19 protein-coding genes are annotated in these 25,161 nt (G+C 56.1%); 12 read left to right on the forward strand and 7 right to left on the reverse strand.

Going from position 1 to position 25,161, the window contains the following annotated elements; genetic code table 11:
* Positions 1–34: 34 nt before the first annotated feature.
* Both NP603_RS11745 and NP603_RS11750 read right to left on the reverse strand, forming a co-directional pair.
* Positions 35–526, reverse strand: coding sequence for a hypothetical protein (locus NP603_RS11745; RefSeq protein WP_256611071.1), 492 nt, complete (start codon positions 524–526; stop codon positions 35–37).
* Positions 523–1,461: a DUF4747 family protein gene (locus NP603_RS11750; protein ID WP_256611072.1), complete on the reverse strand. Its 939-nt coding sequence runs from the start codon at positions 1,459–1,461 to the stop codon at positions 523–525. The genes NP603_RS11745 and NP603_RS11750 overlap by 4 nt, the downstream gene beginning before the upstream one ends.
* A gap of 398 nt (positions 1,462–1,859) precedes the next feature.
* On the opposite strand from NP603_RS11750, the gene NP603_RS11755 reads away from it, so the two are divergent.
* The 3 genes from NP603_RS11755 (at position 1,860) to NP603_RS11765 (ending at position 6,210) form a co-directional block, all read left to right on the forward strand.
* A complete protein-coding gene (locus NP603_RS11755) occupies positions 1,860–2,393 on the forward strand; it encodes a DNA/RNA non-specific endonuclease (protein WP_256611073.1) in 534 nt (177 codons plus the stop codon).
* 219 nt (positions 2,394–2,612) lie between these two features.
* A complete protein-coding gene (locus NP603_RS11760) occupies positions 2,613–5,678 on the forward strand; it encodes a DUF3857 domain-containing protein (protein WP_256611074.1) in 3,066 nt (1,021 codons plus the stop codon).
* A 295-nt stretch (positions 5,679–5,973) separates the two neighbouring features.
* Complete coding sequence (locus NP603_RS11765) at positions 5,974–6,210, forward strand: hypothetical protein (RefSeq protein WP_256611075.1); 237 nt, start codon at positions 5,974–5,976, stop codon at positions 6,208–6,210.
* A gap of 68 nt (positions 6,211–6,278) precedes the next feature.
* Here NP603_RS11765 and NP603_RS11770 read toward each other — a convergent pair whose 3' ends face one another.
* Entirely contained in the window at positions 6,279–6,956 is a 678-nt protein-coding gene (locus NP603_RS11770; RefSeq protein WP_256611076.1) for a hypothetical protein, read from the reverse strand.
* Positions 6,957–7,985: 1,029 nt separating this feature from the next.
* Between NP603_RS11770 and NP603_RS11775 the strand changes: the two genes are divergently transcribed.
* From NP603_RS11775 to NP603_RS11790, 4 genes are all read left to right on the forward strand, one after another.
* Positions 7,986–9,512: a phytoene desaturase family protein gene (locus NP603_RS11775; RefSeq protein ID WP_256611077.1), complete on the forward strand. Its 1,527-nt coding sequence runs from the start codon at positions 7,986–7,988 to the stop codon at positions 9,510–9,512.
* 42 nt (positions 9,513–9,554) lie between these two features.
* A complete protein-coding gene (locus tag NP603_RS11780; protein WP_256611078.1) occupies positions 9,555–11,150 on the forward strand; it encodes an aldehyde dehydrogenase family protein in 1,596 nt (531 codons plus the stop codon).
* The gene (locus tag NP603_RS11785; RefSeq protein ID WP_256611079.1) at positions 11,147–12,649 is read left to right on the forward strand and encodes a phytoene desaturase family protein; all 1,503 of its coding nucleotides are present in this window, start codon (positions 11,147–11,149) and stop codon (positions 12,647–12,649) included. The genes NP603_RS11780 and NP603_RS11785 overlap by 4 nt, the downstream gene beginning before the upstream one ends.
* An 89-nt stretch (positions 12,650–12,738) precedes the next feature.
* Positions 12,739–13,143, forward strand: a complete 405-nt coding sequence (locus tag NP603_RS11790; protein WP_256611080.1) for an RNA-binding protein — start codon at positions 12,739–12,741, stop codon at positions 13,141–13,143.
* Positions 13,144–13,166: 23 nt separating this feature from the next.
* On the opposite strand, the gene NP603_RS21880 is transcribed toward NP603_RS11790, so the two are convergent.
* The 3 genes from NP603_RS21880 to NP603_RS11810 form a co-directional block, all read right to left on the reverse strand.
* Positions 13,167–14,300 carry a methyl-accepting chemotaxis protein gene (locus tag NP603_RS21880; RefSeq protein ID WP_305891412.1) on the reverse strand — a complete coding sequence of 378 codons (1,134 nt, stop codon included), beginning with the start codon at positions 14,298–14,300 and terminating at the stop codon, positions 13,167–13,169.
* Positions 14,301–14,556: 256 nt separating this feature from the next.
* Positions 14,557–16,968 carry an FtsX family ABC transporter permease gene (locus tag NP603_RS11805; RefSeq protein WP_256611081.1) on the reverse strand — a complete coding sequence of 804 codons (2,412 nt, stop codon included), beginning with the start codon at positions 16,966–16,968 and terminating at the stop codon, positions 14,557–14,559.
* The gene (locus NP603_RS11810) at positions 16,965–17,660 is read right to left on the reverse strand and encodes an ABC transporter ATP-binding protein (RefSeq protein WP_256611082.1); all 696 of its coding nucleotides are present in this window, start codon (positions 17,658–17,660) and stop codon (positions 16,965–16,967) included. Before NP603_RS11810 ends, NP603_RS11805 begins: the two co-directional genes overlap by 4 nt.
* A gap of 93 nt (positions 17,661–17,753) precedes the next feature.
* On the opposite strand from NP603_RS11810, the gene NP603_RS11815 reads away from it, so the two are divergent.
* From NP603_RS11815 to NP603_RS11835, 5 genes are all read left to right on the forward strand, one after another.
* Positions 17,754–18,317, forward strand: coding sequence for an isoprenylcysteine carboxylmethyltransferase family protein (locus NP603_RS11815; protein ID WP_256611083.1), 564 nt, complete (start codon positions 17,754–17,756; stop codon positions 18,315–18,317).
* 66 nt (positions 18,318–18,383) lie between these two features.
* Positions 18,384–18,779 (forward strand): TorF family putative porin, encoded by a 396-nt coding sequence (locus tag NP603_RS11820; RefSeq protein ID WP_256611084.1) that lies wholly within the window; start codon positions 18,384–18,386, stop codon positions 18,777–18,779.
* Between the two features lie 396 nt (positions 18,780–19,175).
* Positions 19,176–21,917, forward strand: coding sequence for an MGH1-like glycoside hydrolase domain-containing protein (locus NP603_RS11825; RefSeq protein WP_256611085.1), 2,742 nt, complete (start codon positions 19,176–19,178; stop codon positions 21,915–21,917).
* A 134-nt stretch (positions 21,918–22,051) separates the two neighbouring features.
* Positions 22,052–23,761: a SulP family inorganic anion transporter gene (locus NP603_RS11830; RefSeq protein ID WP_256611086.1), complete on the forward strand. Its 1,710-nt coding sequence runs from the start codon at positions 22,052–22,054 to the stop codon at positions 23,759–23,761.
* Between the two features lie 141 nt (positions 23,762–23,902).
* Positions 23,903–24,526, forward strand: a complete 624-nt coding sequence (locus NP603_RS11835; RefSeq protein WP_256611087.1) for a tyrosine-type recombinase/integrase — start codon at positions 23,903–23,905, stop codon at positions 24,524–24,526.
* A 180-nt stretch (positions 24,527–24,706) separates the two neighbouring features.
* Here NP603_RS11835 and NP603_RS11840 read toward each other — a convergent pair whose 3' ends face one another.
* Positions 24,707–25,153 carry a winged helix-turn-helix transcriptional regulator gene (locus tag NP603_RS11840; RefSeq protein WP_256611088.1) on the reverse strand — a complete coding sequence of 149 codons (447 nt, stop codon included), beginning with the start codon at positions 25,151–25,153 and terminating at the stop codon, positions 24,707–24,709.
* Positions 25,154–25,161 lie beyond the last annotated feature (8 nt).

The raw sequence follows: 25,161 nt of genomic DNA on the forward strand, positions 1-25,161 counted from the left end.
TCCGATTACGCTTTGCTAATCGGACGAATGCGGGCTATTTAGCACGGCTAATCACAGCCCTATAATCATTGGCGATAATAAAACCACGACATTGCACCGCAGCCACTACCGCACTTGAAGCAAAACAGGCCACGCGCATCGCAATAGCAATTGCCCAAACCCAGTTGAAAGGTTCCTCTATGCTGATAGGAAATATCAACGATAACATCTGCGCCAATCGCTCGATGAGCAGTAAGCCGATTACAGCGAATGCGTTTACTAGTATTTCTTTCTTTAAGTTGGTCAGAGATTGAATTGTCGCCCCAAAGCCTTCAACCCCCTTTACTTTCGCATCCGATGAAACATCTTTTAATACGCCATCAACATAAGAATATAACGCATAAGACAGGGTGCCCGTTACTACTGTCAGAGGGACAATGACCGATAATAATTCTTGAAAAATCGGCAGGGCTAAGTTGCTAAAATAAAACGTTATCAGCAACGCTAAACTGAAAGCTAACAAAAAGACCAATATGAATCTAATCATCGGCTATGATTACGATCAAAATTCTCGGATTCGGCAATTACTTGAGCAATAAGGCCTGCATCGCTTGATTCTCGCCCTGGAGCTGGCAAACCTGTTTCCAATTCCAATTGCCCTTCGTTATATATCTCTTCTTCAGTTGGAATTGGCAATTCCACGTAAATAGCGGCCTCCTCGCTTGTATGTGTCTTTTTTCCTCCTCGGTCGCCTTCGGTAACTAATACCCACTTTCCTTCGCCTTCAGCAGCATAATCGACATAGTCGGCTATCGGTTCTTGAGGGATTACTAGATTACCTGATTCACTTTCGAGAACCATGGAAATTTCATCTTGGCTATATAGTTTTTTTAGCTCTTCTAACGCCTCGCGTGCTTTTTCATTGGTACGAAGAATATTTGGCGAAATTAACTTAAGTTCTAATCTATATATTCTTTTGTGGGATTGGACGACTGACCAGAATTCTGCTGTCTTGGTTTTGGCTTCTATGAATACTCGATAGTTATACTTTGCCAGTACCGGTTCGCGGATACCCGCTTGAAGTGCATTTGTAACTTGAGATTCGGTGCCAAACTTCCAATCCCGCTGTATAAATATGTATTGTTCCTGGAGGTCAAATACAGCTACAAGGGGAATCCAGTCATCTGCTTCACGTTCGATAATGTCGCCGGGGACTTTTTCACCAACATGTGCGGTTCTTAACTTTGCTACTTTGCCGACGAAATATCTACCTATTTGGAATGTATATAGCTCGGTAGGTTTTGCTTCCGCAAAACCTACAAATGCGTATTTAACATTGTGATGTTCGAATTCGCGATCTCCATGCAGTGCAACTAATACTGCAGCACCTTTCGTTGAGGGCAACGGCGAGACATCTAAGCTAGTTTGAGCATCTTCCACAAGGGAATAGCGGAGTACCAGAAAATTTCCGGTATTTTTCATGTTCTCTCCTTGGTAGCTATAACAAGTTCTTTAATATCTAACATAAGAAGTTGTAGTCTTGAAGGCCGCAATGCGCAATCTGCAGGACCGTAGGGCGAATAAGCGAAGCGCCATCCGCCAAATTGGCTAATCTTTACCAATGCCAAACTATAGACGTAACCGCATCCCTGGTGGAACGTATTTCTTCACGGTGAATTTGCTCGAACGCAAATCTAGCCTGTTAGTCGATAATATCGACAAACTAAGGCACGCGGTGCGGATTGTTCGGGAAAAGCAAGCTTTTTTCCTCGTTCCCACGCTCCTGCGTGGGCATGCATATTCGTTTCCAAGGCTGTATGGGTTCCCACGGAAGACCGTGGGAACCAGAAAACCAGAAAAAATCCAACCAAGGAGAATCAATGGCTGTATATCCGATGCTGGCGTCTATGATGGCCGGCGCTAACATCCATTCATCGCATGTCTTTGAAACGCGTGTCATACCGTATCTGCTGGAGACTTGGCTTGAGGACTATAGATGTTTCATTAAGGGCAGCGAAATTTTGGAGACTAGTGTCGACGGCTTTTCGTATTTGTTCGATGTGACGGTTGAGCGATTGATCGTCGCATGGGGTATTAGCCACGGCCGACATGCTGGCGCCCGCGACCGCTCGCGTATGGCTGGTCACCCCCTCAGCGACGGTCCGGATTATCACCGGGGCCACTCCATCCCGCATACCCTGGGCGGAACGACCGACATTAACCTGGTACCGCAGCTTGGCGCCGTCAATATAGGTCCTTTTCGGGAGTTGGAGAAACGCGCGGTAGCCACACCCGGTTCCTTGTATTTTACCTATTGGGTATACGGCGCGTCAGGCAGTCAAAAGCCGTTGTATGTTCAACAAGGTATATTAATTCCGGGGAGTTTTCCTGATATTAGAACTCATCCGAATTAGACGTTTCGGGGGAAACCATGGCCGACTTCGGCGTGCAGCCGAAAGCCGGTCCGCATCCTCTCGTTCTGGGTAGCCGAGGCACCCACGGTTGACACTAGACCGCTTTCGCCGCATGCTCAGCCCCGCCCCTGCGGGCCGTCAAGTTTGCCGTGATCCGGCAAGAGCCTGCCGGCCTGCGTAAACGACCCCGCGGGATAAAATAATGAGAAGAGGATTTTCATGTCGATTCGTAAACATGTGCCGATAGAGCAAGCCGAGTGGTCGGTGCAGCCTCCTGCGGAATGGGTGCAACAGCGTTCCGTGGATTGGGCTTGGCGGCCCGGCGAGGGTCACGGTTTCGGTTATTTGCTGATCGACGAACAGCACCACGTGGCCAGCCAGGCTCTTTATGCGCGCACCGTCAAGATGCTGGCTTCGCTGTCTGCGGTGCAGACCCAAAGCCAGGTGGTGGTCGAGTTCGATCCGGCCGCTCAGCGTTTGCAACTCCACGAACTGGCAATCTGGCGCATGGCCGCCGACGGTGCCTGGCAAAAACGCGAGCCGGTGGCCAAAGAGGCGTTTCTGCTCAGGCAGCGCGAGCAACAGTTCGAGCAGCAAATGCTGAAAGGCTATGTCTCGCTGGTGGCGTTGCTGGAAGACGTGCGGATCGGCGACGTGATCGACTTGTCCTGGACGCTGTTGCCGCGCGAACCGCTGCCGGGCCTGCTGTTCACGGCCCTGCATTTCCTGGCCTGGAGCGTGCCGGTGGCGCACTACCGTTTGGCCTTGCACGCGCCTGCCGGCCTAAATCTGCGTTGGCGCTTGCATGCGTCGGACGCGGTGCCGCTGCCGGTCGAGACGGCCGAGTCGGATGGCGTGAGCTGGCGTTTCGAGCGGCCGCCGATCTTCCAGGCAGAGGCTAGCGTACCTGGCGTGTATTGGCCGTTTCCGGTGCTGGAAGCCAGCGCCTGGGAGTCTTGGGGGCAGGTCGCGCGCTTTTTTGCCGAACTGTGGGCCGATGCGGCGCAAGACGATTCGGCAAGCGTCGCCGCAGAAGCGCAAAGCCTGGCCGACGGCAAAACCGGCGCCGAGGCCATCGTCGCCGCGTTGCGCTTCGTGCAAAACGATATCCGCTATTTGAGCGTCGATTTCGGCCACGGCGCCGGCATGTTGCCGAACGGCGCCGGCACGGTGTTGAGGCGCCGTTTCGGCGACTGCAAGGATAAATCCATATTGTTGGTAGCTTTGCTGCGCGAGTTGGGCATCGCGGCGCGGCCGGTATTGGTCGCCAGCGCTTGGCGCGACGGCATCAAACGCTTGATGCCGTCCACGGCCTGTTTCAACCACGTTATCGTCGGCTTCGAATTCGACGGCCAACGATATTTCGCCGATCCGACCGTCGTTGGCCAGGGCGGCGATCTGGCGCATTTGAGCGTGCCGCCGTTCGCGGCCGGCCTTGAAATCGATCAGGCAACGACGGGTTTACTCGACTTGCCGCCAGCGGCGCTCGCTGAATTGACGCTGACCGAAACCTTCACGCTGGACCGACGTGAGGTTAACGGTGCCGTCGAGCAAGTGCTGGAGGCCAGCGGCTGGCTGGCCGACGACATCCGCGCGGCAATCCTTAACCAAGGCCAACGCCAATTTGCCAAACATCGGGCCGACGCCTTGCAGCAGAATTTTCCGGCTCTGCAACCCAATCTGGACAGCCTGCAGATCAACGACGACAGCGACAGCAACCGCATCGCATTACGCAGCCGGCACGGCTTGCCGACCTGGGGCCAGACCGGACGCAAACCGCCCGACTTTTTCAGTTACGGCGCCCACGGCCTGTTTCTGGCGGTGGAAACCATCGATCCGCACCAGCAACGCGAGCAGCCCTTCCAATTGCGCCATCCGCTAACGGTCTGCCACAGCGTCGTCGTGCGCGGTAAAGCGGTGAAGAAGCAGAAAGCCGGCGCATTCCGCCACGAGGGGCCGGGCTTTCGCTATCGAGTCGATATCCAGTCGCGCCGGCGCGAAGTGAGTTTCGATTACCGTTGGGAAAGTACCGCCGCGGAAATCGCGGCCGACCAATGGCCGGCCTACTGCCAGCAACGCGCCGTCGCGCTGGAAAGGGCCGGGGCTTTGGTGCATACCCCGGCTTTCAAACCGCTGGCTGCCGCGCTGCGCTTGGTCCCGGTTCTCGCCGTGGTCGGCGGCTTGGCGGCCGGCTGGCTCGGCAATGCCGGGAATAATCGCACCGTTCGCGAAGCCGGCGGTATCGAAGCGGCGGGCTCAAAAGCTTTCGAACATGTCAAACGTAGCGAATTCACCCAGGGTTACGTCTTGGCTGCTGCCGTTCAGCCCAATTACCGCAACAATTTCGATTTTCAGATCATGTTTAGCGAAGCGGCAATCCGCACCGGCCATTTCGCCGAAGCGGAGCAGGCGCTGGAACAGGCGCGGAGCCTGCGTGCCGGCGATATCCTGCCGGAGCAGTTGCAGGCGGCGTTATTCGAGGCGCGCGGCCAATTGCCGCAAGCGCTGGAATTGCTGAAAGGTTTGGCAAGCCACACTGGCGCGCCGGAGCGGGTATATGCCGATTTGGCGCGCATCTCGGAACGGATGGCCGAATTCGGCGGCGCGCGGACTGCCTGGGAAACGGTGTTGGCGCGGCATCCGGCGGAGCCGGAGGCCTTGTATAGTCTGGCGCGTTTAATGTGGGTGGCCGGCGAGCGGGAACGCGCCGATAACCTGATCTCCGGCGTGATTGCCTCGCAACCCGTGTCCAGCGCGGCGCTGGAGAGCGCCTTGGCGCGCTATTTTTCAGTAACCGGCCGGCCCGAACGCGCCATCGACCCGGCCCGCCGCGCCGTCGAGCGTGAGCCGGGCGACCCGTATTTGGCCTACAAGCATGTCAGGGCGCTGATCGAAAGCCGCCGTTACGATGAGGCTTTGGCGGTCGCGATCGGCGTCAACCAAAAATTCCCGAAACAGCCTATGGCCGCCGCAGCTTTGGCTACCGCCGCGGCGATGGCCAACGACAACCTGCGCGCCGAACCGGCATTTAAAGAATGGGTGGCGCTGGCGCCGGACAATCCGGATGCGGTATCCAGTTACGGCTTCTTCCTGCATCGGGTCGGCCGCGATTTGGAGTCGCAAACCGTGCTGGAGCAGGCAACCCGCAAATTTCCGGCCCACGGCAACCTGTGGCTGAATTACGCGGTAACCCTGGAAGCCCTGGGCGACGCCGACGCCGCCCAAGCCCGCCAACAAGCCGCCCGTCTGATGACCGACGAGCAACGGGCGACGTTGGTGAGATGAGGCGACTCGCTACGCGCTCGGATACCGGCCTTAAAACGAGACCGGATGAGGAGACTGGCAATATTCTGAGTCAGCGCTCGGCGGCGAGTATAAGTGGTTCAACCCGATCGCAAATTCGTTTGACTTCTCTAGGGCGGTTATCCCGTAATTTTGTAGGCGGTCTCTCAGTTTGTCTGACGGAAAAGGTAGTAATTCACGGATAATTTGTAAGTTTTTTCCGACAATTGTTCCGTATTTAACAGCATGGAGATTCCAGTAAATGTGCGGAAAAATGGGTGAGAACGAGATTGAGAGTATGGAAAACATGATGTCGATGGCGGTGTATTTGGTGATCGCCGACACGTTGGATATCGATGTCGACGCTATCTACCCCGATAGCAACCTGAAGCACGATTTAGGCATGACAGCCGCGGTTCAGCAAGAGCTGGACCAGTCGATCATGGAGATGTTTAATAATTTTCAGGTCGACTTTAGTCAGGCCGATACCGTGGGCGATGTTGTCCGACAGATCGCCAAAGTGACGATACACTGAAGCATTCCGAACACGCATAAACCAAGCCGGCCCTGGTGCCGGCTTTTTTTTTGCACGGCCGCTAAGCCTCAAACGCACCAGGCTTCGACTATTCGGGTTTCGTGGCGGCCGTCGGCCAATTCGCCCGGCGGATGAATCTGCCACGGCCAGCGGCCGACGCACGCGGCACCGGCGGTAAAGCCTTGCAGTAAGTCGCGATAGTCGCTGCTGTCCGCCAATACTCCGTGGCGGTCGAAGTGGCGGTCTTCGACTTCGCTGATGAGGCAGATTGGCGCGCGCCAAGCCTGCAACCAACGCAAATGGCCTTGTATCAGCGTCCGGCCGAACGTTTCGAGCGCCGATTCGTCCGATACTTTGTCGGCCAAGTAATTCAGCGGTAGCAGCGGCAATTGAGTCAGGCAATTCACCGATGCGACCCAATCGGGTTTTATTTCGAGTAGCGGTAATACGGGACGGATCAGCATTTCCGCGGGCGGCAAACGGCGGTGTCTTGCCAGCCAATCGACGATGCCGGTAACGTCGTGGCGACACAGGTGCAACCGCTTCGGCCAACGTTTGGTCATACGCCGCGCCTCAACGCCGAAGGCAATGTCCAGTAAAACGATGCGCTCGAACCGGTCCATTAACTGGGCGAGCGGCAGATCGTGAACGCTGCCGGCGCCGACCAGTAGGGCGCAAGCCGGATTCGGCCGGGCCAGATCGGCGGCGCGCAACAAGGCGGCTCGGGTGGCTGCCAAATGCGGCATCCAGGCTTCCCGGCAACGGCGGTGACGGGTCTCCAGCGCTGCCGCCTCGCTGGAGTAGCCTAGTCGGCGCGCGCCAGTGCTGGCGGTTCGTGTAGCTAGATAATGTATGAATTCCGCGATCATCGTAGTCAAGAGCGCCCGTGCAGTTAAATTAAAGGCTCCGGCAGATTTGCCCGGGCTGGGATCGGTGTCTCGTGGGTCGGCGTACCTTTTGTTTTGTGACAGCCGCCGCTTTCCGCGGCTAAGAACCCGGTTTTTGTTGCCGGGAAGTATTGTATCTGTGATTGTCATCAAGGTTGTTCGGGCAGTCTCCTTCTATAACTATTCCCGAACTATCGGCTTGGGTTGCAGTGCGGTGTATTCGGGATCGGATACTTGGCTCGGCTCTAAGCGGAGTTCCCCCCTCATGATTGACATCGGCCCCGGTTCTCCGGGGCTTTTTTTTGCCTTCGGCGCCGAAATATCTGAGTTCGAAACTGACAAATACACGGCAAATGCATCTGCTGCGAACCGCTGTAACCCGGCAGAAGCAAGGCCTGACAAGGCGTGCGACAAAACGTCGCAGTTTTTCTGGACATCAGTTTTTTTATCCCCTACAATGCGCCCACCTTGAGTAGGTCGGCTGGTTCTAGGCAACCGCCACCTGCCAATAGGGGGAGGGAGGAAAGCGACCAGTCATCTGGTAGAACAACAATAATAAACGCAAGCCATTAACCTGTCGTATCGCGCGGCAGGCGTCCAACACACAAAAAATAAAACCGGACGAAGCCCACTTAGGTGGGCTTTTTTATGCCTGCGAAAAATCATGCCGTTGTGATGCTGCGTTGTGTTGGATGGCAACCTTCGACCCCTGGCCTATCCTTCGCAAATCATGGAATTTGCTTGCGCCGGGGTTTTGCACTGTTTGACTCGCAGCTCCGGTCTGCTCGATGCGGTCGTGAAACTCCGACCAAAAATCGCTTTTTCGAGTTTTACTGTTACATTACCGGCATAATCGAAAGTTACAGCTACGAAAACGCAATCGGAAACATGAGCCAGTCCAAACATATCATCATCGTCGGTGCCGGTCCGGGGGGCTTGTGCGCAGGCATGCTCCTGAGCCAGCGCGGTTTCAAAGTCTCGATTTACGACAAGCATCCGGAAGTCGGCGGCCGCAATCGGCCGATTCGCCTCGACGGTTTTACCTTCGATACCGGTCCCACCTTCTTGTTGATGAAGGGCGTGCTGGACGAAATGTTCGAATTGTGCGGACGGCGGAGTGAGGATTACCTGGAATTTCTGCCGCTGTCGCCGATGTACCGGCTGGTGTACGACGACCGCCAGATCGAAGTGTATTCCGACCGGGAAAACATGCGGGCCGAGTTGGACCGGGTGTTCGATGAAGGTACGGCCGGTTACGAACAGTTTCTGCAACGCGAGCGCAAGCGCTTCAACGCGCTTTACCCTTGCATCACCCGCGACTATTCCAGTTTGAGCTCGTTTCTGTCGGCGGACTTGATCAAGGCTTTGCCTTGGCTGGCGTTTCCGAAAAGCGTGTTCGCCAATTTGGGCCGTTATTTCACGCAGGAAAAAATGCGCCTGGCTTTCTGCTTTCAGTCCAAATATCTGGGTATGTCGCCGTGGGAATGTCCGGCACTGTTCACCATGTTGCCTTATCTGGAACACGAATACGGCATCTACCACGTGGCCGGCGGCTTGAACCGCATCGCCGCGGCGATGGCGCAAGTCGTCACCGAAAACGGCGGCGAAATTCATACCTCGACCGGTGTGAAGTCGTTATGGGTCGAAGACGGTGTGGTTAAAGGCGTGATCCTCGACGACGGCAGCCAGGTGCGCAGCGACGAAACCGTGGTCAATGCCGATTTCGCCCATGCCATGAGCCGGCTGGCGCCGGCCGGCAGCCTGAAGAAATATGCGCCGGAGAAATTGCAAAAGCTCGATTACTCCTGCTCCACCTTCATGCTCTACCTGGGGCTGGATAAATGTTATGACTTGCCGCACCACACCATCGTCTTCGCCAAGGATTATCGGACTAACATCAGCAATATCTTCGCCAACAAGACGCTGAGTGCGGATTTCTCGTTTTACGTGCAAAACGCGTCGGTCAACGATCCGAGTCTGGCGCCGGCCGGGAAATCGGCGCTGTACGTGTTGGCGCCGATGCCGAACAACGATAGCGGACTGGATTGGGACGCCCATTGCCAGTCGCTACGCGAACAGGTACTGGATAGTCTCGGCGTGCGCTTGGGCCTGGCCGACATTCGCGACCATATCGAATGCGAAAAAATCATCACGCCGGGCGGCTGGGAGCGGGACGAATACGTATTTAAAGGCGCCACCTTCAGCCTGGCGCATAAATTCAGCCAGATGCTGTATTGGCGGCCGCATAACCGCTTCGAAGAGTTGGACCATTGCTATCTGGTCGGCGGCGGCACCCATCCCGGCAGCGGCTTGCCGACGATTTACGAATCGGCGCGCATCTCCGCGAACATGATTTCCCGCAAGCACGGCGCCGCGTTTGCCGACATCCAGCACAGCCGCTGGCTGAAACAGTAAGAACAAAGTGTCGGGTTTATCCACCGACCGGCTTCGGTAACCGTGGCAACGTTACAGGCCTTTTCACCGCTGGATGGCCGCTTGCTCGGCGAGTACCCCGTCGCCACTGCCGACGACATCAGCCGGACGCTGCAGCGCGCCCGCACCGCGGCCAGCATTTGGAGTCATACGCCGGTCAAGCAGCGTTGCCAAATTTTGGCGTCATTCGGCGAACTGGTGCTGGCCGAACTCGACGCCATCGTTGATTGCCTGCGCCTGACCGGCGGCAAGGTGGCTTGCGAAGCCTTGCTCGGCGAGATCTATCCGCTGCTGGATTTGCTGGCCTATTACCGTAAACACGCGCCGGATATTTTGGCCGAACGCGGCGTGGCGACGTCGCCATTCGCCTTTCCCGGCGCCACCGCGAAGGTTTGTTACCGGCCTGTCGGCGTCGCCGCGGTGATTTCGCCGTGGAATTACCCGTTTCAATTGTCGGTGGCGCCGCTGCTAACCGCCTTGTTCGCCGGCAATGCCGCGATCTTGAAGCCCTCGGAACTCAGCCTGCCGGTCGGCCAACTGATTGTCGATTTGTTCCGACGCCTGGATTTGCCGCTGGATTTAGTGCAATGGCTGCCTGGCGACGGTTCGGTCGGCGCGCAATTGATCGACGCTGGCCCCGATCTGGTGTTTTTCACCGGCAGTTTGGCGGGCGGCCGCGCGGTGATGCGCCAGGCCGCACAGCATCCGATTCCGGTATTGCTGGAATTGGGCGGCAAGGATGCGATGCTGGTGTTCGCCGATGCCGATTTACCGCGTGCCGCCGCCGCCGCGGTTTACGGCGCGTTCAGCAACAGCGGCCAGGTCTGCGTCTCGGTGGAGCGCCTATACCTGCAACGCCAGTGCCATGATCAAGTTCTGCAGCGCTTGCTCGAGGCTACCGAGCAACTGCGAGTCGGCGCCGGGGCCGATGCCGAACTGGGGGCGATGGTTTCCGGCCGGCAAATCGAATTGATCAAGGCGCAGTACGACGATGCGCTGGCGCAAGGCGCCGCAGCCTCCGGACCGTTGGTTTGCGACGGCAACTTCGTCCGGCCGGTGGTGCTATGGAATGTGCACCACGGCATGCGCCTGATGCGGGAAGAGAGTTTCGGGCCGTTGCTGCCGGTAATGGCATTCGATAGCGAGGCCGATGCGGTAGCACTGGCCAACGACAGCGAGTTCGGTTTGAATGCCTCGGTCTGGAGCCGCGATATCGCTAAAGCCGAACGGGTCGCTCAGCAACTGCAAGTCGGCAACTGGGCCGTCAATGATGTGATCAAGAATATCGGCCATGCCGGCCTGCCGTTCGGCGGCGTCAAACGCAGCGGTTTCGGCCGTTACCACGGCGCGGAAGGCCTGCTGGCGTTCAGCTACCCGGTGTCGGGGTTGACCAGCCGCAGCCATTTGCCGAAGGAACCCAACTGGTTTCCGTATTCGGCGCAGCATTACCGGGCGTTGCAGGGCTATCTCGATTTCGTCCACGGCGGCGGTTCGCTGCGGCAACGCATAAAACGCAACTGGCCGGCCTTGCAGGCGTTTCGCGAGTATTCGGCGTTCGATCTGGCCCAGCGCTGGCATAACCTGAAATTACTGTTGTCTTGGCATAGGAATTATCGATGAAGCAAAACCTTGGGAATCAAAAAGTCGTTGTGATCGGTGCCGGTCTCGGCGGTTTGTCCGCGGCAATCTCGTTAGCCAGCGAAGGCTTTCAGGTACAGCTGCTGGACAAGAACGACAAGGTGGGCGGCAAACTCAATATCATGACCCAGGCCGGATTCACCTTCGACCTGGGGCCATCGATTCTGACCATGCCGCACGTGTTCGAGTCCTTGTTCGAGCGGGCCGGCAAACGCATGGCCGATTACGTCGCGATCGAAAAAGTCGAACCGCACTGGCGCAATTTCTTCGAAGACGGCACCGTCGTCGACTTGTGCGAAGACCCGGACAACCAGCGCCGGGAGCTGGATAAGCTCGGCCCGCAGGTCTACCAAGAATTTCAGCGTTTCATGGCGTATTCGCAAGAACTCACCAAAGAAACCGAAGCCGGTTATTTCGCCAAAGGCTTGGACGGATTTTGGGAACTGCTGAAATTCTACGGGCCGCTACGCAGTCTGAAATTCGACGTATTCCGCACCATGGACCAAGGCGTCAGGCGTTTTGTCTCGGATCCGAAACTGGCCGACATTTTGAATTATTTCATCAAGTACGTCGGCTCCTCGCCTTACGATGCACCGGCGTTGATGAATCTGATGCCTTATATCCAGTACGGCTACGGTTTGTGGTACGTCAAAGGCGGTATGTACGGTTTGGCACAGGCCATGGAACGACTGGCTTTGGAACTGGGCGTGGCGATACGTTTGAACGCCGAAGCCGCTGAAATCGAACGCCAAAACGGCCGCGCAACCGGCGTGAGGTTGGCTGAGGGCGAGTTGCTGCCGGCCGACATCGTGGTTTCGAACATGGAAGTGATCCCGGCGATGCAGAAACTGCTAAACAGTACGCCAGCCGAACTGAAAAAAATGCAGCGCTTCGAACCGAGCTGTTCCGGACTGGTGTTGCATTTGGGCGTGGACCGGATTTATCCGCAACTGGCCCACCACAATTTCTTTTATTCCGCCGACTCGCGGGCGCATTTCGACGCGGTGTTCCACAGCCACCGATTATCCGACGACCCCACCATCTACCTGGTCGCACCGTGCAAAACCGACCCGGCGCAGGCCCCGGCCGGTTGCGAAATCATCAAGATTCTGCCGCACATACCGCATCTGGACCCGGAGAAACCGTTAACTGCGGACGATTACCGGGCCCTGCGCGAACGGGTATTGCTGAAGCTGGAGCGGATGGGGCTGACCGACCTGCGCCAGCATATCGTCACCGAAGAATACTGGACGCCGCTGGATATTGAGGCGCGCTATTACTCCAATCTGGGCTCGATCTACGGCGTCGTGGCCGACCGCAACAAAAATCTGGGTTTCAAGGCGCCGCAACGCAGCAGCCAGTTGCCGAATCTGTATTTCGTGGGCGGCAGCGTCAATCCGGGCGGCGGTATGCCGATGGTGACGTTGTCCGGGCAATTGGTGCGCGACAAAATCCTGGCCGATCTAGGGCTTTCAGCTTAGCCGGGCATCGGGCTAAAATGCGCTGCGGGCCGGTTCTGGTTGCCGGCTCGGAACATAGTCCAGCGTGCCGCAACTGTATCGAGCGTTTTATGATTTTGTTTTTCAAGGATATTCCGGTCAATTCCCGCCCCAACGAACTGTATAAGCTGATCGCGTCGGCCGGCGGCGAAGCAGACAGCGGCGAGGTGTTGAAAGCCGAGGTCATGGTAATCCGCGACAGGTTCACCAATGTGCTGGAGCACCACGGTCTGGCCATGCTCGATTCCGAGGAGTCGGGCCTCAGAGCGATAGAGCGTTTAAACGGCAAAGCCTTCAACGGCCGCGAAATCGCGGTGCGACCCTACAATTTTCGCGACGATCTGAACGACCGCCGCCGCGCTACCGACGACCAAGTGGCAGAGGAACACAGGCAGCGGGAACGCCGCCGCGGCGACCGGATCGAAATTTTCATCGATTTATCCAATATTTTTTTCGCCGCCGACCCTTTGGTTTAGCGTTCAGGCGAACCGGTCTCCGTTCAGGCGTGCTTGGCTTGGCACAGCAAATTGCTGTTGGATTCTGCGCTGTGCGCCATTTTTTCCAAGTTCGACAATACCTGCATGCTGGCCTCCTCCATGTTGCCGACCTCGCGCAGCATGGTTTCTACCTCGCCGGCGGCGTGAGCTTTCAGGGCGTTGATCGCGCTGGCGTGTACGCCGATATGGGGTTGTTCGATGTCGTGATAACCGGGCAATTGCGAAAAACAGGCCTTGCCCTCGCCGTGGTAGTACCATTTCCCCAAGCGACATTCGGTGTGCTGAGCGAAATCGTGCACCGATTTTTGCGATAAATGGAACAACACTTTGTACAGTTCGAACTTGTAAATCAGGTGGTCCAGTTTCGCCAGTTCACAAAAGCTGCGCAACGACGATGCCGCCACCACTTTTTCCATCGTTACCGAAAAGTCGAGCAATTCGCGCATCGTGCCGGTGGCGCGCTGGCCGTCCTCGCTGAAGCTGCGCGACTGCTCCGCCAGCGAATTCATCTGGTCGCGGGTGCCGCCGCTGGCGACCCTGATCGATTCGGCGAGTTTGGCGATTTTATTGGTGGCTTCGGCGGTTCTTTGCGCCAGGGTCCGCACTTCGTCGGCCACCACGGCAAAACCGCGACCCTGTTCGCCGGCACGGGCCGATTCGATCGATGCGTTTAAGGCCAGTAAGTTGGTTTGGTCGGCGATATCGTGGATCAGCTTGACCACGCCGATGATTTCCCGCGAGCTTTGGTCCAGTGATCCGGCCTGCTGCGCGGCGGAACTGGAGGCGTCGGCCAGGTTGGCCAGGTTTTTCGAAATGCGTTCGATGGCGTTGCTGCTGTCCAGCGAGATACCTTGCGCCTCGACGGCATTGTCTTTTTCGTCGCGCAGGCGGTTGGCCAGCGTCAGCAAGCTGGCCTGCATCGTCACCAGCGACTGGCCGAAATTCTGTAAATGGCGCACGGTGCCGTTCTGGCTGTGCAATTGCTGCTGCAGGGTTGCGTTGGCGTTATCGGCCGACTGCAAACGCCTGCGCAGTTGCTCGAGTTCGCTGTTTTGCTGTTCCATGCGCTGTTCCGCTTTAGCCAGTTTTTGTTGTAATTCTTCTATTTCGCGTTTGCGGCTGAATATTGAGAACATAATTCGGGTGAGAGTGATAAAAGTCTGAGTTACGCTAGCAAATGGGTTTGATCGAGCAGTCGCGGCGGCTCGTCGTTATCCTCCATTATCGGCTACCCGGCCACTTTCTGCAGCCGGCGCTACGGCCAAGGCCGGGTGTTTTGCCGCCAAGTTCCGTTTTTTCGGCGACGGCTAACGGTGCGGGGCGGTTAGGTTTACCGGCCCCAGCCGGCAAACGAGATGCAAGTGCTTGCCCGGTCGGGAGCAAAGCCGGCATTCAGTGTGACAGGCAATCTTGGATCGCCATTTTTGCCGCTTTCCGCGCCGGGAAATACGACGCCGCAGCCGCCAACACCAGAATCAAGCCCAGCCAATAGCCGGCCGCTGCGATGTCGAAACGATAGTCCAGACTCAAACCGAGCATGGTTTCGCCGAGGCGTTTGGCCAGCGGTGCGCCGGCCCGATACGCCAGCGGTACGCTGACCAACCAGGCCAGAATGCCGTGGAACAGGCCTTCCAGCATGAACAGCCGAGAAAGGGTCGGCGACGGTGCACCGATGGCCCTCAATACGCCGATTTCCCGACTGCGTTGCAGTACGCCGATCGCCAGCGTACCGGAAAGGCCGATGCCGCCGACCGCAGCCAGCATGACGGCCAGACCGGATAAGGCGCCGATCACCGGTCGAAATTGGTTGCGGGAGAAGTCGCGCTGTTCCAGCAGCCCTTGCGTGTTGTAAACGTCCGCTACGGCGCCGCGTTTTTGCAGCAACTCGCCGAGCCTTTGCAGTCGGTTGGCTTCGTCCTCCCGAGTCCCGGCCGGCGTAGCGACCAGCGCCAATGATGCGAAACCGCCGCCAACCGCTTTTTCGATGGTCTCCAGCGGGGCGTAGACCGGTTCCACGGCGTATTGGCTCCCGGCCAGCCAGCGGTACAAACCCACGACCTGCCAAGTTTGCCTGTATCGGCCGATCGCCGCTTCGACCATGTCGCCGGTTTTGATGCCGTTCAAGGCCGCGGTTTCGGCATTCATCACCAGTACATCCCGGCCGGCGTCGTCGGCTTGCAGCCAGCGGCCGCTCTCGATTCGGGGGCGATAGAACGCGCTGCCGGCCGGCAGCGCGAGCAATTGCAGGCCCAGGCTGCCTTTTTGGCGGAAAACGCCCTGGTCGCGGCCGAGTTCCAGCGGCAGGCGGCGCCAAGTCTCGACGGCGTAGGCCGGATCGGCCGCTTTTATCGCTTCCTGCAGCATTTGCTTGGGTTGGTCGCTGGCGAAGCCCAATTTCAGGGAGTATCGGCTGCGGGCCATTTCGTTGTCCAAGGTCAGGTTGACTGAAGCGATCAGGCTCATCAGACTCAGGAAAGCGATGCCGGCCACGACCAGTACGATTTGCGTCAACAGTAGCCGGGTTTTGCGGCGAAACAGATTGCCGAGCGCCGCGGCGTAAACGGTAGGCAACCAACGGCCGGCCAGACCTTGCAACCAGACGTCTAGCCGGTAAGTGCCAAAATCCGCGGCCAAGCCGTAGCTGGCGATCGCAGCGCGTACCGTCATCGTCGTCCCGCGCCATACCGGCCCGGCTGCGGCCAACAACGGCACCAGCAAGCCGCCGGCGACCAGATACGACAGAGCTCGGTAGGGGAGTTCGAATCCGCCGCAATCTATATTGAAAATAGCCAGCAGCCGGCATGAAGCGAGATGAGCGGCCAGCGCCGCGGGCGGCGCGGCGAACAGGATGGCGACAAGCGCCAGCAGCAAGGTTTCGCTCAGATACAACACGGCGATGGCGAGACTACCGCCGCCGACCGCCTTCATCACGCCGATCTGGTCGGTTTGTTGGGTGAGGTGCGCCGACACAGTGTTGACGATCAGGCTGGCGGACAACGCCAACGCCGCCAAGGCCATGATTTCCAGGACGCCGTTGATGCCAGCGAGAAACGGCCGGCCCCAGTGCCGATCGGGGTCCTGGAATAAAGTGGCGTTGGCGGCGATTCCACGTTCGGCGAGCAGGGCGCGGATTTGCAATGCGGCAACCCGGGCCTTGTCCTCGCTGTAAGGTTGGCGGATTTGCACCAACAGTTGGCGAAAACGGTGCGGATCGATGCCGAATCGTTCGGCTTCTGTGGCACTGCCGAAAAACACGGTCTGGCCGCCGAATTTGGGTGGTTTGACGAAGGGATGGCGGATTATGCCGTCCAGCGGGAAGCTGAGCTCCCCGCGCTCGGTTTGCAATTGTACGTTGCCACCAAGGCCGAGGCCGGTGTTTTGTGCCGACAGGTTTTCGATGGCGAGTTTGCCCGATACAGGCCAGTCGCCGGCAACCAAAGCGGATCTGTCGTATAGCTGACGGGCGTAATCGGTTCTGACGATCAGGCTGCCGCTTTGCCAAGCGGCGTCCGGCGTCGGGCGGAACCGCACCGCCACCGGATTCAGCCCTTCGACGCCGGCGATGTCCGGCAGCGCTGCAATTTGCTCCAGTAGCGCCGAGTCGGCAGCGTTACGCAATAGGATATTGATATGCGAAGGTTGCGACAAGCGGTGGGCGGCATCCATTTTCGCCAGCAATAAATCGATCATGCCGAATATGGTGCCGACGCCAAACAAGCCGATGGCGATGCTGGCGACCGCCAGCAGGCTGCGGCCTTTATGGCGCCATAAATCGGCGCGGAATTTGTAGGTCAGCGCGCTCAAGCCGGTGCCCAGTGGCTGTCGGCGTAAAGCCGGCCGTCGCGGATTTCCAGTTTGCGGCTGGCGGCATCGGCCAGCGCCTCGTTGTGGGTGACCATCAGCAGGGTTTTGCCGCGGTCGCGCAGATGACTGAACAAATCGAACACCGCGTCGGCGCTGGCGCTGTCCAGATTGCCGGTCGGTTCGTCGGCGACGATCAACGGCGGATCGTTGGCCAGGGCGCGGGCGATGGCGGCCCGTTGCTGTTGGCCGCCGGATACCTGGCTCGGCAGGCGGTCGGCTGCGCCGCTCAAGCCGACGCTGTCCAGTAATTGCAGCGCCCGCTCGCGGCGTTGCGTTTTGCCCAATCGGCCGAGGAAGTCCATCGGCAGAATCACGTTTTGCAGCAGGCTTAGCGCCGGTAGCAGTTGGAAGAACTGAAACACGATGCCGACATACTCGCCGCGCCAGCGTGTCAGCCGTCCGTTACTGAGGTTTTGCAGGGCGTGGCCGGCGACGACGATTTCGCCGCGGCTGGGGTGGTCGATGCCGGCGATCAGATTCAATAGCGTGGATTTACCGTTGCCGGACGGCCCGACAATCGCGACGAATTCGCCGGCGGCAATGCGTAAATCGATGCCGTGTAACACCGTTTGCCGGCCGCCGGCTTGCGGATAATCCTTGTAGACCTGGTTCAGTTCGATAATGGGCTGCATGGCGCTCGGCAAATTGGGGTATGTTACACGAGGTAACGAGACGCGAGGCAAAGGATTATGCCGCCAGCCGGAGGAGGGCAAGCAGTGACGTGGGTGAGGGTTTTTTGGTTTTTGGTTTGTCTGGTTTGGGTCGGCGCCGAGATTGGTCTGGCTCGACGCCGGAGTTCGGCGGATAGCGAAATCGCCTTCGCCGAACGCCATTCGCAACGCCGGCTATGGCTGATGATTACGCTCGGGCTGATATTGGCGCTGCTGTTCAAACAATTGGCGTTGTTGCCAATTCCGCTGGCCTATCTGCCGCGGCAAATATTGGCCTTGGCGATCTTTGCCGGCGGCTTGTATCTGCGTTATGCGGCGGTGATCGGTTTGGGCCGGTTTTTTACGACCCATGTGGCGATTTTGAATGGGCACCGCTTGATCGAGGACGGGCCCTATCGTTTGTTGCGGCATCCGGCCTATACCGGCCTGTTAATGGCGTTGGCCGCAGCCGGATTGGCAATGGGCGATGGTTTGGCGCTGTGCAGTTTATTGCTGTGTTCGGGCTGGGCCGTGGCAAACCGGATAAAAATTGAGGAACGCATGCTGGAACAAGAATTCGGCGATTCTTATCTTGTTTACCGGAAGCGTCGTTGGCGCTTGCTGCCATGGTTTTACTGAAACAGGTTGCAGGTTTTACGATGTTTATCGGTTTTTGTTTATAAGGCCATGGCACCGGGCAAAGGTATGCTCAAGGGTTGGCTGACGAGTTTGCTGGCGCTGCCGGCGTTCGGCCAAGCTTGCCTTGCCGACGGCCAATGGCACGGCCAATTGGTCGTGGCTAGCGATTACCTATGCCGGGGCTATTCCAAAAACCGGGGCACTCCGTTAGTTCAGGGCCGACTCGATTACCAGGATGCGAGCGGTTGGTTCGCCGGCGCGGGCGTTTCTCAAGCCAGTTTCGACGACCGCCACTATAAAAATTACGCCGATGCCGAAATCAAACCTTATCTGGGTTGGAGTCTGCCGCTCGCTGCCGGCTGGCGCGGCGAGGTCATGGCGGCCGGGTATATTTTCGACGGCAAAATATTCGGTAAAGCGGCCGATTACGCCGAGTTCTCCCAGCATATCGGGATTGGCTGATATCGTCCGTGCGGCTATTACGGTAACTCGGGGTGGCGCGAGCGCATCGCCCTGGAATTGCAGCTGTCGGATCTCATAATTAACGAAATGGTGTACCGCTTGATCGACGGGTCTCGACCCCAAGCGGACGTCAGCACTTAAAATCGAGTGACCGCTGATTGCCCATGAACAGTCTTTGAACAAAAATATCTCCAGGTCTTTAGCTTCTGTAAAACGTCAAAGGACAGCCAGAGTTCTGCCTTAGACCGGGGATTTTGTTAGATGACGTTTTCCCGAAGAAAGATTTGAACAGACGAGTCGCAGTCTAAATCAGCAGTGTCAGGAGGTATATTTTGTGAAAAACCTAGATTAATTGAGAATAAGTTCATTCTTAAGCATACCTCCTCTTGATGCCCAATGACACCCGAACATATCAGACTAACAGAAGCTCGCGACTCAAAATATCCCTGGAAAAAATGGGGGCCTTATTTAAGCGAACGGCAATGGGGTACGGTACGGGAGGACTATAGCGGCAACGGCGATGCCTGGAATTATTTTACCCACGATCAAGCCCGCTCGCGGGCCTACCGTTGGGGTGAAGACGGTTTGGGTGGCATTTCGGATGACCATCAGATTCTTTGTTTTGCTTTGGCGCTTTGGAATGGCAACGATCCGATTATCAAGGAGCGTGCGTTTGGTTTGACCAACAGCGAAGGCAATCACGGCGAAGATGTCAAGGAGTATTACTTCTATATGGACAGTACGCCTACGCATTCCTACATGAAATATCTGTACAAATATCCGCAGGCCGCCTATCCCTACGAAGATTTGATCAATACCAATCGCAAACGCAGCCGTGATGAATTGGAATACGAACTACTCGATACCGGGATTTTCAATGATGACCGCTATTTCGATGTCTTCGTCGAATATGCTAAAGCCGATGTCGAAGACATCCTGATTAAAATCAGTGTCAGTAACCGTGGGCCTGAAGCCGCGACCCTGCACGTATTGCCGACGCTCTGGTTTCGCAATACTTGGTCCTGGGCAGATGGTGGTACTAAACCCATACTGCATAAAGTCGAGAATGCTGCCGGCAGCGTTATTCATGCCCAGCATACTGATCCGCTGTTTCAGGAGTTCCTGAGCGACTATTATTTGTACTGTGATGGCAACGTGCCTTTGTTGTTTACCGAGAATGAAACCAATAACGTCCGCCTGTTCGGTGGACAGAATGCTAGCCCCTATGTCAAGGACGGCATCAACAACTATCTAATTCATGGACAACAGGATGCGGTCAATCCGGCTCAGGTAGGTACCAAAGCAGCCCCTCACCATCAACTGACAGTGGGTGCTGGAGAAACCCAAGTCATCCGCCTGCGCCTGGCCAGCACCCCGCCTGCCCAGCTCGGCAAGCCGTTATCGGGTTTTGATGAGGTGTTCCAAACGCGCTTGCAGGAAGCCGATACCTTTTATGACTTCATTACTCCCTCAGCAATCAAAGCAATCGATCCTGATCGAGCCAATCTGATGCGCCAAGCCCTGGCCGGCATGCTGTGGTCGAAGCAATATTTTTATTATGAGGTGGACAAGTGGCTCGAGGAGCATCACGTTACTCCTTGGTCGGGAGCAGAACAGCGCCATCGGATTCGCAACAGCGAATGGTTCCACGTTTGTTGCGATGACATTATCTCTATGCCGGATAAGTGGGAGTATCCCTGGTTTGCCGCTTGGGATCTGGCATTTCATATGCTGCCATTGTCAATCGTAGATTCGGATTTTGCCAAATCCCAACTGGACTTGATGCTGCGCAACGACTACCTGCACCCCAATGGGCAAATCCCGGCTTACGAATGGAACTTTGGCGATGTCAATCCGCCCGTGCATGCCTTCGCCACCATGCAAATCTATCTGATGGACAAGGCCCGCAATGACGGCAAAGGCGATATTGACTTTCTCAAATATGCCTTCTCGAAACTGCTGGTGAACTTCACTTGGTGGCTGAATCGCAAAGACAGAAACGGCAACAATGTGTTTGAGGGCGGTTTTTTGGGGCTGGATAACATTGGTGTGTTTGACCGCAGCGCGCCGCTACCTACTGGCGGCTTCCTGGAACAGGCGGACGGAACGGCCTGGATGATCTTTTTCAGCCAACAGATGTTGCGGATTGCGGTCGAACTGGCTGTTCACGATTCCCTGTTCGAAGAATTTGTTAGCAAATTTTTCGAGCATACGATGTGGATAGCCGGGGCGATGGATAAGCTGGGCAAACAGCAGGATGAAATGTGGGACGAAGAAGACGGGTTCTTCTATGATGTCTTGAGATTCCCGGATGGCTCTGCAACGCGTCTGAAAGTCCGCTCGATGGTCGGATTGCTACCGCTAGCGGCCGTGGCATTATTTGAAGAAACTGATTTTAAGAACTTGCCCAACTTCGTCCAGCGAGCGCAAGCCTTCTGCCGTCGCCACCCCGAACTCTTAGCGAATATGCATTTGCCCAGTCAGCCTGGTGCAGCAGGTCGCCGCATGTTGTCGGTGTTCAACGAGCAAAAATTGCGTCGGGTGCTGGCACGGATGCTGGACGAAAATGAGTTCTTCAGTCCTTACGGAATCCGTTCCTTGTCTCGCTATCACCAGGAGCATCCGTATGTGTTTCACTATGCGGGTAAGGAATACCGCGTTGGTTACCTGCCGGGCGATTCCAACACCGGCATGTTCGGTGGTAACTCTAATTGGCGTGGACCGGTATGGATGCCCGTTAATTTCTTGCTCAGTGCTTCACTCCTGCGTCTCTACGGTTACTATGGAGACACGTTTAAGGTGGAATGCCCGACCGGATCGGGGCAGTATATGACCCTTTTTGAGGTGGCGCAGGAACTCAATAAACGCTTGACCAATATCTTCCTCCACGATGACAACGGCCGTCGTCCGGTTTATGGCGGAAGCGAGAAGTTTCAAACCGATCCCCATTGGAAGGACTTAGTGCTGTTTTATGAATATTTTCACGGTGACAACGGAGCCGGCATTGGCGCCAGTCACCAGACCGGCTGGACGGGCTGTATAGCCAGAATCATTCAAGGTATGGGTGACATAACCAAAGACGTTTTGAACGGTGCCGATGTCGAGATGGCGGCGATAAAGAAGACGGTCGGAAAGTAACGAATGGGGTTAGGAGGGCTTACCCACAAAACCAAGAAAGGGTCGCATTGTTCATCGAGTTAGCTATGAAAAGGCAGTATAAGCCCGCGTAAACTGCCGATATTTGATTTACGCGGTAACTGGAGACAATAATCATGAACCAACATCCGAAAGCCCCAGCGATTAGCCATCAGTCCATGCTCGCAACGCTTCGCCTCGACGTGATTGCAGGTCTCACAGCCACAGCAGTGATTCTACCCAAGGCAATGGCCTACGCAACGGTAGCTGGCTTGCCGGTTGAAGTAGGCCTGTATACAGCCTTCATCCCAATGATTATTTATGCACTACTGGGCACATCGAGTGTGCTCAGTGTTAGCTCGACTACTACACTAGGGATCTTGGCCGGCACCCAACTTGCTCTGGTAGCGCCGGATGGCGATCCGGCAAGTTTGATGACTGCGACTGCAACATTAACCGGTCTGGTCGGCATTATGATGATTTTAGCTTCGTTGTTACGCTTGGGCTTCGTCGCCAGCTTCATTTCCTCTCCTGTCCTGACCGGTTTCAAGACGGGAATAGGTCTCGTGATCGTGCTAGATCAACTGCCAAAACTATTAGGCGTCCATATTGCCAAGCATGGCTTCTTCCGTGATTTGTTCAGTGTCATACATCACATACCGGAAAGCTCGCTGATCACGTTGGCGGTAGCCGTCGGGACACTGGCCGTGCTGAGCGTCATGGAACGGCTATGGCCTCATTCTCCGGCTCCTCTGGTCGCAGTCGGCGTAGGCATTGCAGTATCATGGTTTTTTGACTTGAATACACAGGGTGTATCAATTGTCGGAATCATTCCACAAGGCTTGCCGTCACTAACTTTACCGGATCTGACACTGATCGAGGAGTTGGTACCCGGTGCTCTCGGTATCGCATTGATGAGCTTCACCGAATCTATCGCGGCGGCGCGCGCATTTGCAAATAGCGCCGAGCCTACAATCAATGCCGATCGAGAACTGGTCGCCTTGGGAGCAGCTAATCTCGGTGGTGCGTTATATGGAGCGATGCCGGCTGGAGGAGGCACAACACAAACCGCAGTTATACGCGCTGCCGGCGGCCAATCGCAGAAAGCGTCTTTGGTAACGGCAAGCACAGCCTTGGCAACCATGCTTTTGATTGCGCCCTTACTGAGCTTTTTACCACACGCTACACTGGCGGCAGTTGTCATCGTCTATTCGGTTGGACTCATCAAGCCAGAGGAATTTATCGCCATCCGTAAGGTACGCACGATGGAGTTTGGCTGGGCAGTTGTCGCTTGTATCGGCGTTTTGATCTTTGGCACATTGAAAGGCATCATCGTCGCAATCATTGTATCCGTGATCGGATTAGTCAGTCAGGCCGCCAATCCAACAGTATATGTGATTGGACGTAAGCGCGGAAATGACGTGCTACGGCCTCTGTCACCCGAACACCCAGACGATGAAACCTTCGAAGGGCTGTTGATCCTGCGCCCAGAGGGACGCATTTTTTTCGTGAATACGCAGCAAATTGCAGATCAGGTTCGGGCTTTAGTGATTCAATATCAGCCACGAGTCCTGGTACTGGATATGAGTCGAGTTCAGGATATTGAGTACTCAGCGCTGCAAATGCTGATGGAGCGGGAAAAGCGCGCGACCGATGGCGGCGCCACGCTCTGGCTGGTGGGTCTAAATCCCAGTGTACTTGAGGTTGTCCGCCGTTCGGGTTTTGCCGACCGCCTTGGTCCCGAACGTATGTTGTTCAACGCTCGCGTAGCGATAGAGCGTTACCAAGCACAGCAGAAGTATAGAGACGTCTCTCAACAGATAACAATCCAACAATGCAGTTGTTAAATGGTTTTCTGGAGTGGCGGTTTTTTAAAGTTAAACCGCCACTAACGAAGAATTCACGACTGGCAAGTTATGGCCGGTCAGCGCCCGATCCAGACCATAGCATGACAATAAATCTCCTTAAACAACAGTTAGGAGATCGTCATGAACCAAGAAAATATAAGCAATCAACACTCGCCCTGGAACAAAGGCAGATTGATTGGACAGAAATCGCCACTAAAATTGAAGGAAATCTGGGCTATCCGTATCCGGCTGCAGATGGCCAAGAACACGCGAGAACTTGCGTTATTCAATCTTGCCATTGATAGCAAGTTACGGGGCTGTGATCTGGTCAAGCTTAAAGTCAGCGATGTTGCTCAAGGGGGTCGAGTGTCTTCCCGCGCGATCATAATGCAGCAGAAAACGCATAGACCGGTTCAATTTGAAATAACGGAACAAACCAGAGAGTCACTGGCAAATTGGATTAGTCAGGCTCAATTGAAATCCGATGAGCATCTTTTCCCAAGTCGAATTCATGCTTCGCCACATCTTTCGACGCGGCAATATGCCCGGATTGTTGAGCATTGGGTGACATCGATTGGCCTTGATCCAGCTGCCTGTGGTACGCACTCGATGCGACGGACTAAGGCTACGTTGATTTACCGTCGGACAAAGAATCTGCGTGCCGTTCAGTTATTGCTGGGCCATACTAAACTTGAAAGTACGGTAAGGTATCTCGGCATTGAAGGCGACGACGCGCTGGAGATTTCTGAACAGACAGAAATTTAGCCCCTCCAAAAAATAGCAGCCGTATGTTTTCGGCTGCTATCAATTTTGAACGGGCAAATGACGACCCACAGGCGACGGACGTATTTTTCACTTCCAGTGTCTGCTCCAATCCGTTTAACCGACATTTGTAGATCGCAGCACTGCATTCCACTGACGCTTGTTTATAGCAAAACCGCTGTATCAGTCGTCACAATCAGGCAGCACAAAGCGCAGCGGCCGAGTGCCTATCTTTGTCCCCGTAATCTCGTCGATGGCCACCGGTTTAATATCTGCCCCCGTTTCGACATCCTGTATCCGCACCAACGGACCTTCGCCGCGATACTGATGCCCCCAGGCACCGATCATGACCAGCACCGGCAGAAAGTCGCGGCCGGCGGCAGTCAGCACATACTCCTCGCGCGGCGGACGTTCCGAATACAGCCGTTTTTCCAATAATCCTTCCTCTGTTAACGTCGCCAGCCGCCGGGTCAGAATCGTCGGCGCGATGCCCAGACTTTTCCTAAATTGATCGAAGCGGGTCAGGCCGATATGGGCGTCCCGCAGTATCAAGAGGCTCCAGGTGTCTCCGAGGAACGCCAGGCAGCGAGCAATCGGGCAAGGGTCGGCGCAACTATTTTTATCGTTCATACTTTTTT

Source organism: Methylomonas aurea (assembly GCF_024505045.1).
Classification (GTDB): Bacteria; Pseudomonadota; Gammaproteobacteria; order Methylococcales; family Methylomonadaceae; genus Methylomonas; species Methylomonas aurea.